The organism is Petrotoga sp. SL27, from assembly GCF_002924605.1.
GTDB lineage: Bacteria > Thermotogota > Thermotogae > Petrotogales > Petrotogaceae > Petrotoga > Petrotoga sibirica.
Genome location: NZ_JAIP01000009.1, coordinates 25,183 through 39,279 on the forward strand (window position 1 = coordinate 25,183; position 14,097 = coordinate 39,279).

Annotated in this window: 13 protein-coding genes, 1 tRNA gene and 1 pseudogene; 11 read left to right on the forward strand and 4 right to left on the reverse strand. The window is 33.1% G+C overall.

The window, feature by feature from the left end; all coding sequences use genetic code 11:
- Window positions 1-40 precede the first annotated feature (40 nt).
- On the forward strand, window positions 41-1,906 hold the full coding sequence (gene mutL, locus AD60_RS03225) for a DNA mismatch repair endonuclease MutL (RefSeq protein ID WP_158248359.1): 1,866 nt from the start codon (window positions 41-43) through the stop codon (window positions 1,904-1,906).
- A gap of 39 nt (window positions 1,907-1,945) precedes the next feature.
- Here the strand turns inward: mutL and AD60_RS03230 are convergent, their stop codons facing one another.
- Together AD60_RS03230 and AD60_RS03235 are read right to left on the reverse strand one after the other, a co-directional pair.
- Window positions 1,946-3,457 (reverse strand): 5'-nucleotidase C-terminal domain-containing protein, encoded by a 1,512-nt coding sequence (locus AD60_RS03230; protein ID WP_103927310.1) that lies wholly within the window; start codon window positions 3,455-3,457, stop codon window positions 1,946-1,948.
- Between the two features lie 55 nt (window positions 3,458-3,512).
- The gene (locus AD60_RS03235) at window positions 3,513-4,394 is read right to left on the reverse strand and encodes a DUF89 domain-containing protein (protein WP_103927311.1); all 882 of its coding nucleotides are present in this window, start codon (window positions 4,392-4,394) and stop codon (window positions 3,513-3,515) included.
- A gap of 306 nt (window positions 4,395-4,700) precedes the next feature.
- Here AD60_RS03235 and rpmH point away from each other — a divergent pair, with 306 nt between their 5' ends.
- The 6 genes from rpmH (at window position 4,701) to AD60_RS03265 (ending at window position 8,448) form a co-directional block, all read left to right on the forward strand.
- Window positions 4,701-4,835, forward strand: a complete 135-nt coding sequence (gene rpmH, locus AD60_RS03240) for a 50S ribosomal protein L34 (protein WP_103066975.1) — start codon at window positions 4,701-4,703, stop codon at window positions 4,833-4,835.
- Window positions 4,835-5,191 carry a ribonuclease P protein component gene (rnpA, locus tag AD60_RS03245; RefSeq protein WP_103927312.1) on the forward strand — a complete coding sequence of 119 codons (357 nt, stop codon included), beginning with the start codon at window positions 4,835-4,837 and terminating at the stop codon, window positions 5,189-5,191. Before rpmH ends, rnpA begins: the two co-directional genes overlap by 1 nt.
- Window positions 5,188-5,457, forward strand: coding sequence for a membrane protein insertion efficiency factor YidD (gene yidD, locus AD60_RS03250; RefSeq protein WP_103927313.1), 270 nt, complete (start codon window positions 5,188-5,190; stop codon window positions 5,455-5,457). Before rnpA ends, yidD begins: the two co-directional genes overlap by 4 nt.
- 1 nt (window position 5,458) lies before the next feature.
- Window positions 5,459-6,847, forward strand: a complete 1,389-nt coding sequence (yidC, locus tag AD60_RS03255; RefSeq protein ID WP_103927314.1) for a membrane protein insertase YidC — start codon at window positions 5,459-5,461, stop codon at window positions 6,845-6,847.
- 8 nt (window positions 6,848-6,855) lie between these two features.
- Complete coding sequence (gene jag / locus AD60_RS03260; RefSeq protein ID WP_103927315.1) at window positions 6,856-7,509, forward strand: RNA-binding cell elongation regulator Jag/EloR; 654 nt, start codon at window positions 6,856-6,858, stop codon at window positions 7,507-7,509.
- Window positions 7,510-7,620: 111 nt separating this feature from the next.
- Entirely contained in the window at window positions 7,621-8,448 is an 828-nt protein-coding gene (locus tag AD60_RS03265; RefSeq protein ID WP_103927316.1) for a hypothetical protein, read from the forward strand.
- Window positions 8,449-8,551: 103 nt separating this feature from the next.
- Here AD60_RS03265 and AD60_RS03270 read toward each other — a convergent pair.
- Window positions 8,552-8,626 (reverse strand) — tRNA-Glu (locus tag AD60_RS03270).
- 87 nt (window positions 8,627-8,713) lie between these two features.
- Window positions 8,714-9,988 carry an RNA polymerase sigma factor RpoD/SigA gene (locus AD60_RS03275; protein WP_103066969.1) on the reverse strand — a complete coding sequence of 425 codons (1,275 nt, stop codon included), beginning with the start codon at window positions 9,986-9,988 and terminating at the stop codon, window positions 8,714-8,716.
- Window positions 9,989-10,317: 329 nt separating this feature from the next.
- Between AD60_RS03275 and rsxC the strand changes: the two genes are divergently transcribed.
- From rsxC to AD60_RS03290, 4 genes and pseudogenes are all read left to right on the forward strand, one after another.
- A complete protein-coding gene (gene rsxC / locus AD60_RS03280) occupies window positions 10,318-11,640 on the forward strand; it encodes an electron transport complex subunit RsxC (protein WP_103927317.1) in 1,323 nt (440 codons plus the stop codon).
- Window position 11,641: 1 nt separating this feature from the next.
- Window positions 11,642-12,604, forward strand: a pseudogene (locus AD60_RS10690) (RnfABCDGE type electron transport complex subunit D); the annotation flags it as partial.
- A gap of 321 nt (window positions 12,605-12,925) precedes the next feature.
- On the forward strand, window positions 12,926-13,303 hold the full coding sequence (locus AD60_RS10695; RefSeq protein WP_370445630.1) for an FMN-binding protein: 378 nt from the start codon (window positions 12,926-12,928) through the stop codon (window positions 13,301-13,303).
- Window positions 13,304-13,398: 95 nt separating this feature from the next.
- Complete coding sequence (locus AD60_RS03290) at window positions 13,399-14,097, forward strand: RnfABCDGE type electron transport complex subunit G (protein ID WP_103927319.1); 699 nt, start codon at window positions 13,399-13,401, stop codon at window positions 14,095-14,097.

Below are 14,097 nucleotides of genomic sequence, written 5' to 3' on the forward strand. Positions count from 1 at the left end.
ATAATAAATGAACTGTTATACTTTGAAGAGGTGTTTTTTTATGAGAATAAAAGTACTTAATCCTGAAGTGGTAATGAAAATAGCGGCAGGAGAGGTTGTATCTGGGCCAAGCTCAGTAGTTAAAGAATTGGTAGAAAATTCTTTAGATGCCCAAGCAGATAATATCACCGTTGAAATACTTGATGGCGGGAAATCGTTAATCAGAGTTGATGATAACGGCATTGGAATGACAGAAGAGGAATTAGAATTATCTATACTTCCTCATGCCACAAGCAAAATTTCTTCAATAGAAGATCTTTATCAACTAAAAACATTTGGTTTTAGAGGTGAGGCACTCTCTTCCATTTCAAGAGTTTCTAGAATGAAAATAACCTCTAAACCACCTGAAAAAGAAGTTGGAACAATGTTAGATATATTAGCCGGAAAAATAATAGAAAAAAAGAGAGTTAATTCATCAGATGGAACCAAAATAGAGATTATGGATCTTTTTTTCAACATCCCTGCACGCCGAAAATTTCTTAAAAGTGATTCTGCAGAAGGAAGATACGTGACAGAGGTTATAGAAAAGTTTGCTTTCACCAACAACATTAACTTAACATATATTAGAGACAATAAAGAAATCTACAAATTTTCTTCAGATATGGATCTAATTACAAAATGTTTAAAGATATATCCTGAGTTAAAAAGAGATGATATCATAGAAATCGAACACAATGATTCATTGTGCAAAATATCTGGAATTATTTCACAACCAAAAGTTGGAAGAAATAACAGAACCGCCCAACACTTTTTTGTAAACAACAGATACATTAAGGCAGCTTCACTCTACTCCGTTTTAGAAAAAGGTTATGGAGAGATGCTAGAAAAATCGGTTCATCCTTATGGAATAATATTCATAGAAATATCACCGGATATGGTAGATGTAAATGTCCATCCTCAAAAATTGGAAGTAAAATTTACCGACGAACAAAGGGTAGCCTCTTTACTTAAAAAAGTTGTAAGAGAGGCACTTAAAGAAAACACTCACTACACGATGGAATTCATAAGTAGTAACGATACCCTCGATGTAAATAACAGAACTTCTTCATTTTCTGTTCAAAATTTATACAACAAGAAGGAGAATTCACAAAAAGTCGAATTTTTAAAAAACAAGACAAAATCAGATTATCTTCAAAATATGGACGAATTTTTCAATAGCTCTGAAATAGAAGATCTCCAAGAACCTAATACCCATTTTGATAATAATTATAAACTTTATGAACCATCAAAAACCTTTGATTTTAAAGGTTTTGAATATCAAAAGAATCAGGCGTTTACCCCTGTTAAGAAAATTGATTCTGTTGAAAAATTAAGAATTTTGGGCATAGTTGCTGAAAGGTATCTAGTCGTTGAAGGGGAAGACAAATTACTCTTAGTAGATTTTCATGCCGCACATGAACGTTATATATACGAAATTTTAAAGGAAAACCTATACGAAAATGGCGGACTTACTTCTGACCTTCTACTTACTCCGCTTAAGATATCTTTAGACGAAGTAAGAAGAGGGATAATTTTAGATAACAAAGATCACCTAGAAAAATTGGGTATAAAATTGGAAGAAGAAGATAAAGAAATTATTTTGAAGGGCCTCCCTTCCCTTTTGAAGATTGACGACGCTGAAAGATTGATATTTGAGATAGCCGATGAACTAAGAATATCAAATTTTGATCAACAATCAAACATACTTGATAAAAGCTTAGCTACTATGGCGTGTAGAGCGGCTGTAAAAACTAAGGATAACCCTACAGGAATGGAGACACTTTTAAACAACATTTTTGAAAAAAAATTATTAACCTGTCCACATGGTAGGCCAATAATGCTCCAAATCACATTTAAAACCATAGATAAATACTTTGAAAGAATTTAAAAGGGGTGCAGTTTTTTTCTTACACCCCTTTTTGTTTGTTTACTTAACTTGATCTAATTCTATCAATCTCTCCTCAGAAGTGTAAACTTCTATAGTTCCCAAGTGAGCAATGTATTCACGTAAAGCATCCGCATCTCTAAAGTATGTATCGTAACCAGGTTTACCTTCAAGCATAGTGTAACCGTCTCCGCCTGCAGCTACATAGTTGTTGGTGACAACTTTATAGGTTTTATTCAAATCTATAGGTTTACCGTTTATTTTTACGTTTGTAGCTTTTCCACCTTTTATTTCTGCCGTTAGCCCTGCAACATGTAACTTAGCTCCCTGGCCATCAGGAATTGTAGCAGCATAATTCAAAACATCCATTATATCTTTCCCAGTCACTTCTAAAACGTACAATGTATTTCCAAAAGGTAAAACAGTCAAAATGTCTCTGTAGGTTATCTCTCCTGTCTCAATTGAGGCTCTTATTCCACCACCGTTCATTAAAGCAACATCCGCACCGGTTTTCCAAATCATGCCATCTGTTATAAGGTTACTTAAATTCGTTTCATCACTTCTAACATGCGCACGTTCTCCATCGAGAAATACTTTTGTTACTCCAACAACCTCATTCAAAGCTTCCGATCCAAGTTGATAAAAAGCATCTGCAAACATTTTTATGAAAGGATCTTCAGGGGTATCAGCTGTGAGTGGAATTACTTCTCCACTCCAATCTACTATCCTACCACCATCAATCCATAAATCTATCCTTCCAATATTCTCTGCGTTGCCTCCAGTTTGTGCTACTATAACATTATTAATTACTGCAGGTGTTTCTAACAAGGTGTGAGAATGTCCGTCTATTATAATATCAATTCCCGATACATTTTCAGCCAACTCATCCGAAGTAGTGAACTCAACAGACAAGTTAGGTCTTTTCCCATCTGCATGATAACCTAAGTGTCCGAGAACTATAACAATATCAGCTTTTTCTTGGACAATTGGAAGATATTTCATTAAAGTCTCTTCTGCATCAATAATTGTATTCTCACCTAAATAAATTGGTTCTAAGACATTCGTTTGTTCTGTAACAAGACCAATTATTCCAACAGAGAATTCCCCGTAATCTTTTATGACATACGGTTCAAAAACCGGTCCTCCACGTTTTTCACTGACAAAATTTGCTCCTAAGAATGGAAATTGCGCAACTTTATACTGTTTCTCAAGGACTTCAAAAGGTTTGTCAAATTCATGATTGCCCAAAACCATAGCATCCAAACCCATGTAATGTAACACCAAAAAGTCGGGAACTGCATCCAACTGATCAGATTCCGGAATCCCTGTGTTTACATCTCCAGCATGTAGAAAAAGTACTTCTCCGCCTTCTTTAGCCACTTCTTCTCTTGCTTGGTTTATCAGGGTAGCTGCCCTGGCAAATCCTCCACCATCATCCGTTCCCCACACATGTCCATGGGTATCGTTCATGTGAAAAATTACCAAATGGTTAGGCCCAGCAAATACCGATAAAGCCAAAATCATAACTACTAAAACACCTAAGACTCTTTTCATTTTGTTCCCCTCCTTTTGAGTTGGTTTCAGTCACACATTAATTGAGACCAATAACTCAGCTCCGTTTAAATATTAAATCTTCTTTGTTCACATCAAGATGATTAGCAATTTTTGCACACTTAACAACGAAAGAATAATAAATTGATTTTTTGCGATTTTGCTCAACCAAACTTTCATAGTTAGATTGCCCTTTAGCTATTACAATATCCGATTCATCGTAAATGTTTTTGAAAGATTGACTAACGAAGCTTAAATCGGTGCCTAAATATTTAGACCCACTGTCAAAAGGAATAGAAACCTCCTTTAAAAAAATTTGATCAGCATCTTTTTTAGTTGCACATTTGTAAACTGGGCGAGATTTCAAAGCAGAATGAACGATCAGGTTGGGGTTTAATTCTTTCAATACCCTTATAAACAACTTATCAAAAACTATTTCCCCAGCATAATTATGAATAAAAAGCAAAAAATGGGCATTTTCCAATTCTTTTTTGAATTTTTCTAAATCGTTTATTGCTACTGTCTTTGTATTAAAAAAATTTTGGATTTCTATCTCTAACTCACCAAAGGAATTACCCGAATTGTGGCAAAAAAGCTCACCCATCAGTGATAATTTAAATGCACTATAAAGAGGATCTTTGCTAGAAAAACAAAAATCCAACAGATCATCGTAGACCTCTAAAAAAAGTTGATTTAAGTCAGCTTTTTCTGTATGAAAGTAATCATTTTCACCAAAAGCATCATAAAAAGAATCATAAAATGTTTTTACTAAATTATAAGATGTATTGGAAGGAGAGACATCACCTAATGTTTTTAGAATGACCCTTTTGTAATTATCAAAAATATTATCAGATGACTCCGAAGAACTAACATTAATTTTAGTCATTAACTCAGAAGAATGATTTAAAAGGCAATTAATACATTCATAATCTACATTCATCTCTGTTCACCCCATGAACTTCCAAAATTCCTATCAGATTACTTTAATTTTATCATTGTTAAATTAATTTAGTATTAGTTTTGCTTAGAATTTTGTTAAGAAAAATTTGTCCATAAAAATTGTTACTTCTCTTTCTTGACATTAAAACATTAAATCATTATAATATATTCGATAGTTTTAAATCCAAATATTGAGTTTATATTTGTTATATCTATCTTTTAAATAGGTTGTTCAATTTTTCTATCAAAGAAAAACGATCTTTTCTTTAGCCAATCATTTAATTTAATAAGATTTGGAGGTGAAGAAGTGAAAAGAACATATCAACCATCTAGAATAAAGAGAAAAAGAACTCACGGCTTTTTAGCTAGAAAAAGAACATCAAGTGGAAGAAATGTTTTAAGAAGAAGAAGAGCAAAAGGCAGAGCACGTTTAACAGTATAATGGAAAAACAAACTTTCAAGAAAAAAGAACGTTTACGATTAAAAAGGAATTTCAAAAACGTTTTTGAAAAGGGCGGGCGTTTAATTGACAATAATTTTGTTATTATATACGTTCGAAATACTATGGATTACAACAGAATCGGTATAATTGTAAATAAGAAATTTGGCAACTCGGTCGCAAGAAACTCAATTAAAAGATTGATAAGGGAAATATATAGAACCAATAAAACTTTTTTCCCAATAGGATACGATTTCCTATTCATTCCAAGAAAAGAATTATCGCAAAATTTTAAAAGAATAGATTATTTCCAAATGAAAGGTCAAATTTTAAATTTGGTGAGGAAAATTAAAGAATGAAAAAGCTTATTCTCAAGATGATAGATTTTTATAGAAAACATATATCCCCCGCAACCCCTCCCAAATGTATATACCAACCGACCTGTTCTTCTTATACCTACGAAGCGGTAGAAAAGTTCGGGGTATTTAAAGGTTTGTATTTGGGATTTAGGCGTTTTATCAGATGTAACCCATTACACAAAGGGGGCTATGACCCTGTCCCCGAAAAATTTTATTTTTTTGTTCACAAGCAAGTAAAAAATAAACAACACAGAAGGAGTGTATGACTTGAAAAAAGGATTATTTTTTTTAATGTTACTATTATTTTTGAACGTTATGACCTTTGCAATACCTGAGATAATCGTATCAGAGAGTTCACTGAATAAAGAAATTAACATTGAAATGAAATTATATAGACTTAAATTAGACCAAAGTGGGCATATTCTAAATTTCGAACTTTACGATAGCAGAGCTAAAAAATATGAATTAGTTTATGAGTACACAGGAGATAGTTACGATATTTTAGATACTCAAAATATGACAGAAATTTTACCAAGTACCTATAATATAAGATTGGCGGAAGATCAAAGTTTTATCGAATTAAACTACTTTTTCCCCAACGGAGGACAGAAGATTTATAAGTTTTACAACGATCCAAACTATCATTTTGATGTTCAATTTAAAAATTTGAATGGATACGTTGTTTTACCTAGCATATCCTTTTCTTCTGGAATAAGATACACCGACAATGTCTTTGTTTCATACATTGATAAATCCGTTTTAACAGGTGAAAACTTAGATTCCGCACTAGCCATCTATACCCCGGGAGAGATCGAATCCTCTCAAAACCAATACTTATTCCCATTAAATTATTCGGATCAAAAAGTAATCTCATACTTAGGTCCAACCAAAAAAATTTTTATAAAAGAAACGTTTGACGGCATAGAAGAAGGAAATACTTACTCTACTATAATCGATTTAATGCAGGATTTAGGTAAATTTGGGCCTTTTTCTAATATCTTTTATTGGTTCGTAGCCTTTTTTTGGTGGCTATTTAAAGTAACAGGTAATTTCGGTTGGGCTATAATACTCTTTACCTTGATAGTAAATGCAATATTATTCCCTGTATATGGGAGACAAAAGAAATCCATGATCGAAATGAAGCAGTTACAACCCGAGCTTGACAAAATAAGGAAAAAATATAAGAACCCTCAAAAACAACAAGAAGAAACTCTGAAATTGTACAAGGAAAAAGGTGTGAACCCTGCCGGGGGTTGTTTGACTTCTTTGATTCCTTTGCCCATTATGATCATACTGTGGCAAGTAATCTATTATTTTGAAGGCAGTTACGCATACAACCCCAGATTCCTCTTGTGGACAGATCTTTCTCAAGGTGGTTTTCAAGCTAATTTTTTCTTACTATTAATTGCGATAATTGCTTCTTTAATAAATGCTCTTTTAATGTCACAAGATGCCAGGAACGCATGGACCTCTGTAATTATGTCCGCTGTATTTCCTTTCATTTTAATAGGGTTACCGGTTGGAGTATTCATTTATTATTCACTGAACATGGTAATACAAACCTTATTAACTTTTGTGTACAATAGGATTTATAACGTCAAAGGTATTACGATTAGACAACTAGTTGGTTTGGGTCCGAAGCCTATCAGGAGGTGAAATGATAATTGCTTAAATTACAAGGTACGACAAAATTTGAAGGAACTGATTTAGAATCGGTTTTAGAAAAAGCAAAAGCAAATTTTAAAGCCTCATGTATCGATGAGATTTCTTATAAGGTTATTCAAGAACCTTCCAAGGGATTTATTTTTGGAATAGGTAAAAAGCCTCTCATCATCGAAGCTTATCCTAATGAAAAGTATCTCGTAAATAGAGTAAAAGATTTCTTGAAAAATATACTTTCCTATTTTGAGGAAGATGTTGATATCAATATAAATTATTATAATAAGACATTGAAAATCTTTTTAGAAGGGGAAAACTTAGGTAAAGTAATAGGAAAACAAGGGCGGAACCTTGGAGCTCTACAGCATTTAACCATGATTTACGTCAATAGAATGACAGACACCAAATGTGATGTTAAGTTGGATGTAGGAGATTATAGAAGAAATAGGAAAAAAAACCTAGAACTAATAGCTGACAATGCTGCTAAAAAGGCAATAATGACAAATGAAAAGGTAGAATTAGCCCCAATGTTTTCTTTTGAAAGGAAAATAATTCATAAGTACATAAATTATAATTATCCAAGATTACACACCGTCTCTATGGGGTTAGAACCTTATAGAAAAGTAGTAATTTACCCCTCAAAGAATGGTCATAAATAATTAAAATTACTTACATTGACAATTAGTTCAAATTTAGGCACTTTACAAATAAGACCTTTTTCAAAAAATAAATAATGATTTTAAAAGGGAACAGGATTGGAGGAAAAGTAATTGAAAACCGTTTACCAATATCAAGAGCAAACTCTTTCCATAATCAGTAGAGAAAATCTTCCTGATATTGGTATTTTAGGTGGTATAGAAATCGAACACATTATAAAGAAAATAAAAGATAATATTAAAATAACAACTCAGGTAGCAGGACCAGGAGGAAGGGTTGCTACTTATTTGAATGATTATTTTCATCTCAAACCATCGATATTTGATTTTTTAAGTTGTGATGAATATATTGAATTAATACTTAAAATATTTCAATCAAAAGAAATTCCTATTATTTGGATGGACAAGCCTGGAGGAAATACAAGAAAAGTTAGAAATATAGAAGAAGATAAAGAATACTTTGATTATCGTGATGCTAATTTAAAAGTAGAACCAGAATTCATTACCGAATACCTGTACAACATCAAAAATCTTTTTATAGTTTACAAATCCTGGAACAAAAAGATAATTGATTTAACTAAGGTAAAAAGAAGAATATTTGTTGATATACGGGATTTATATCTGGATGAAATTGATAAATTTACATGTGATTATCTTTTTTTGAGCTCTAAAAAGGATTATAGAGAATTAAAAGAAAAAATCAGCAATTTAAAAGTTGATAATAAGATAATTATAACGAAAGATGTGATATCTTTTGATGGAAAAATATACGAAGTTAAAGTTAAAGAAAAAAAGTACTTTGAAGAGGCGGTATCAGCTTTTGAAGCTAATTTTATGAGTAGTATCATAAAAGGTTATACATTGAAATCAGCTGTTGATAGTTCTTTTAATATTTTCAATCATGTTCTTGAATGCGGAACAATTCCCACAGAAAAATTGTGATTAAGTCTTGTCTTAAACCAAATTACTTTATATTAAAATTACTAAATTTAATCGGGTAGAAGATTAATAAAAGTTTATCTATCTCCTACCCGATATTTATTTCTGGCAGCCCCACAGGGAATCGAACCCTGACTCTTGGACTGAGAATCCAATGGACTAGCCGTTATCCTATGGGGCCATTGGTATCGTCTCATTTTTCGAATCCTTAGTAATTATATCAACTATCAATGACCTTGTCAATAGGTTTGAGACTTAAAAAGCACTTCTAATATTCCTGCATAATATTTTCTATCATCTTTTTTCTAGCAGGATGTTTTAACTTCCTAATAGATTTGGACTCTATCTGCCTTATTCTTTCTCTTGTCACGTTAAAAAATTCTCCAACTTCTTCAAGCGTTTTTTGTTTCCCATCTACGAAGCCGTATCTCATTTTTAATATCATGGCTTCTTTAGGCGAAAGCGTATCAATGATCATTTCCATTTTTTGACGAATAATCATCTTTCTCCCCTCTTCATCGGGGGTAGGTGAATCAGAATCAATAAAATCGAGTACCTCGGTTTCACCTTCCGCATCTACATCGTTAGAAATTGGTGCATTTAAGGAGAATATGTTCTTGGCACTAATTAATACCTCTTTCATCTTATCTACCGGCTTGTCCATCAAAGCAGAAAGTTCTTCTAAATCAGGCACTTCACCATTTTCTTGAACATACTTATTTACCACCCTATTCATTCTATTTATCGTTTCTACCAAATGAACTGGGATTCTTACAGTCCTTCCTTGATCAGCAATCGCTCTTGTTATAGCCTGTCGTATCCACCAATAAGAATAAGTAGAGAATTTGTAACCCTTTTTCCAATCAAACTTAGCAACAGCTTTCATCAAACCAATATTTCCTTCTTGTATGAGATCCAAAAAACCTAATCCATGACCAACATACCTTTTTGCGATGCTAATAACTAATCGAAGATTAGCTTTTATAAGTTCCTCTCTGGCTCTTTTATCTCCCATTTGCGCCCTTCTTGCTAGTTTTCTTTCTCTTGAAGGGGTTAATAATTTGCTCTTACTAATCTCTTTCAGATATATTTTAATCGGATCTTGCAACGAAATATTATCACACATCTCGACTTCAACATCGGAAAAATCTTCGAAAATCTCTTCGTATTCTTCAGAATCTTTAAACTCTTCGTTGACCTCTAACTCTTTTTCTTCATCCTCTTCACAGAAATTACCTGAAGAGCCGTCTACTACTGAAATATTAGATTTTTTTAATTCATTGTAAAACGTTATTAAAAATTCTAACGTAAAATCCTCACGCATTTGGCTAGGTATAGATTCATCAATTTCTTCAAAGGTTACTGTGCTCTTATCTTTAGCTAGCTTTTTTTTGATTTTTCTTAATATTTCATTAGTGAGTACATTAGGACTCTTTTTAATAGTTAAAGATAAAGAATATTTTTTCATGTTTGAGCTTTTATCGATTTGTGAAAAATCTCGACTTTTCGATTCAAGGTCCACACTTTTGTCATTTTCTATCATAAAAACTCACCTTCTATTAAAAAATTAGAATAAAAAAATGAAGAAATTATATGATAAAATCATAGAGAAGCTTTTAAAAAAGTATCCTAATTTAAAACAAATAGTTATTTCTCTGTTAAATATTATAGCTTGACAATATTAAATGAATATGAAAAAACAATTAATATACATAAATGTAATAATTTTTTTGGAAACTTTATAAGTCGTTGAAATTAGAACAATCATTCGTGCTATAATAATTATCGATGGTTTCTTGAACTTTGGAATTTTCGTTACTAACATAGATTTTCAATCATAAGTTCCTTAAAAAATAAAAAGGAGGTTTCCTTGTGCCAATATTAACTTTTAAAGGTGGCGTGCATCCGCCCGAGAAAAAACATTTTACAAAAGATAAGCCTTTTGAAAAACTGCCTTTACCCGATTTTGTATACCTATTTGCAACTAACCATCTTGGAGCACCCGCAAAGCCAATCGTAAAAGAAGGAGACCAAGTGAAAACAGGGCAATTGGTAGCAGAGGCCACTGGTAGTATTTCAGCAAATATACATTCTTCTGTTACCGGAGAAGTTGTTGGGATTGAATCATTTATAAATGCCTCTACAGGAAGAAAGGATAACGCAATTGTTATAAAACGAACTTCGGAAGATGTTTGGGAATATATTGAACACGATGAGAATTTTAAAAAGTTCCCTAAGGAAGAAGTAATCAACATTGTTAAAAAAGCTGGTATTGTGGGATTAGGGGGAGCAATGTTCCCATCTCATGTAAAATTAAGTGTGCCCACAAATAAAAAAGTAGAGTATTTAATAATCAATGGAGCAGAATGTGAACCATACATAACTGTCGATGATATGATGATGAGAGAATATACAGAAGAAATCATAAAAGGAATAAAAATTATAGAATACGTAGTTAATCCACAAAAAATTTATGTAGGTATTGAAGAGAACAAACCTGAAGCAATAAAAATTATGGAAAATGCTTTAAAAAAAGAAAATATCAAGGTTGCAATTTTAAAAACAAAATATCCTCAGGGTGCTGAAAAACAATTAATCAAAGCTATCACTAAAAGAGAAGTCCCTTCAGGAGGATTACCTATAGATGCAGGCGTATTAGTTTTTAACGTTTCCACTACTTATGCAATTTATGATGCAGTAATCAACGGGAAACCTTTAGTCGAACGTGGGATCACTTTGAGCGGGGGAGTTAAAAAACCTGGTAACTATTGGTTTCGAATTGGGACTAAGGTTTCAGACCTCTTAAATCATGTAGAACTTGTCGAAGAGGAAAAGATCGACAGAATAATCTACGGAGGTCCAATGATGGGACTACCTTTACCCAATGTTGATTTACCAACATTTAAGGGAAATAATGCAATAACCGTTTTAACAAAAGAAGAGATACCACAAAAACATGAATATCCATGCATTAGATGCGCCTCATGTGTTAAAGCATGCCCTATAGGACTTCAACCTTATTATCTAAAAAAACTTGCTGATGCTAGGAAAAACGACATAGCACAAGAAAATGGAATTATGGATTGTATAGAATGTGGCGCTTGTTCGTATATTTGCCCATCAAATATAGAGCTAGTTAAAACATTCAAGACAACAAAAAAGGTTATAAAAGCCATTCAAAGAAGGAGGGTTTGAGTTGAAACTTAGCACTGAAGCGGCACCCCATTTTCGAACTACCAATACCACCCGAAAAATTATGATCGATGTTTTGATATCATTGATACCTGCTGTTATTGTTTCAACATGGATCTTTGGTTTTCGAGCCCTTTTCATCATGTTATTTTCTATGGTTTTTGCTGAAATGTTGGATTTTTCGATCGTTCGTTTTATAAGGAAGCAAAAAGATCATATCCCCGATTTTTCTGCATCTGTTACTGGATTACTCTTGGGTATGAACCTATCCTTAGCAGTGAACTGGTGGCAAATTATGTTGGGAGTGATAGTTGCGATAATCTTGGCAAAACAAGTCTTTGGGGGTTTAGGTCAAAACTTTTTTAACCCCGCATTGGTTGGAAGAGCCTTTATGGTGATATCTTTCCCAACCGCTATGACTACATGGTATGTACCTTTTTATTACCAAAACCCCGATATTATTACTTCTGCATCACCTTTAGGAATAATTTCACAGGAGGGAATGAACACAGTACTCCAAAATTATACCTACTGGGATATGTTCATCGGGACAATTCCTGGTTCTATCGGAGAAGTTAGTGCTTTAGCTTTAATTATTGGTTTCATATATCTAGTCGTAAAAGGCAGAATTAAATTGATGATCCCCGTATCCTATATAGGAACGGTCTTAATTTTTAGCTCTATCTTTTATATGGTTGATCCCACTAAATTTGGAACTCCTTTGTTCCATCTTTTAGCAGGGGGCTTGATCTTAGGTGCTTTGTTCATGGCGACGGATATGGTTACTTCTCCAATGTCTGTAAACGGCCAGCTTGTTTTCGGAATGGGAGCAGGTGTTTTGACCATGATCATAAGATTCTTTGGCAGTTATCCTGAAGGTGTTTCTTTTTCAATCCTTATCATGAATGCATTTGTTCCTTTGATAGATGATTGGCTAAAACCAAAAATATATGGAACATCCAAAAGCGAGAAAAAACATGCAAAAATAGGTTTAATTTTAGCCGTTGTTATTATTGCTGTTGGACTGTTAGTACCTATTGTGTACAATTCTACGAATTCAACGACAGTACAATATGAATTCAATAATACCTTGTCAGCAATAGAAGAAGTGTTAAAAGAAGCTGATTCAGGTGAATATTTAGTTTCTAATATTCCTAATAGCAAAAGACAATTAGAAAAGTATATATGGAAAGCAGATCAAAATGGAGTTTTATACGTAAGTCAAAAAAACGCAAAAATCTATTCTCCTGTTTATAAGTTTTCCGAAAATAAAAATGAAATTTATGTCATGACAGTTTCTGGAGTGGGTTATAGAGGTGACGTAGTTAGCGTTATTTCTTTTATCAAAAAAGATGATGGTCAAATTGTTTTGAATAAAATAGAAGTAATAGATTATTCGCAAGAAACTCCAGGACTAGGGGACAAAATCGCCGAAGAATCTGTGAAAGAAAGATTTAGCTTGATCCCAGAATCTGGTTTAAATGCAGGTGTAAAAGTTGATAAAGACGCCGGCGTGACTTTCTCGGCTAATTCGATAGATGCTTACAAAGAACAAGGTGTAATAAAAACTAGTGATGTAATGACCGGTGCAACAATTACTCCTAGAGCGGTCGCAGATTCTATTAACGCAGCTGTAGAATTTTTAAAAGAGGAAGGGGTGATGTGAAAAGATGACTATTATAAAAAACTTTACTAACGGTTTAATAAAAAACAACCCCGTTTTTGTTCAGGTGTATAGAACAACCAAAGGGGAGATAAAACATGCGTGAATATATAAAAACAGGTTTAATCTTAGCCGCTTTTATGGTTGCTGCCGGCCTTTTAGTGTCTGTTGTGTACAATTTTGTCAATCCGATGATAGCACAATCCGAATTCAATAATACATTATCCGCAATAGAAGAAGTGTTAAAAGATGCAAATACGGGTGAATATTTAGTTTCTAATATTCCTACCAACGAAGAACAATTAGAAAAATATATATGGAAAGCAGATCAAAATGGAGTTTTATACGTAAGTCAAAAAAACGCAAAAGTCTATTCCCCGGTTTATAAATTTACTGAAAATAACACCGAAATTTATGCCATGACAGTTTCGGGGGTAGGCTACGGAGGAGATGTAGTTAGCGTTATTTCGTTCATCAAAAAAGATGATGATCAACTTGCTTTGAATAAAATAGAAGTAATAAATTATTCCCAAGAAACTCCAGGACTAGGAGCACGAATTTCTGAAGAATCTGTGAAAAAGCGATTTAGCTTGATTCCAGAATCTGGTTTAAATGCAAGTGTAAAAGTTGATAAAGACGCCGGCGTGACTGTCTCGGCTAATTCGATAGATGCTTACAAAGAACAAGGTGTAATAAAAATTAGTGATGTAATGACCGGTGCAACAATTACTCCTAGAGCGGTCGCAGATTCTATTAACGCAGCTGTAGAATTTTTAAAAGAGGAAGGGGTGATGTGA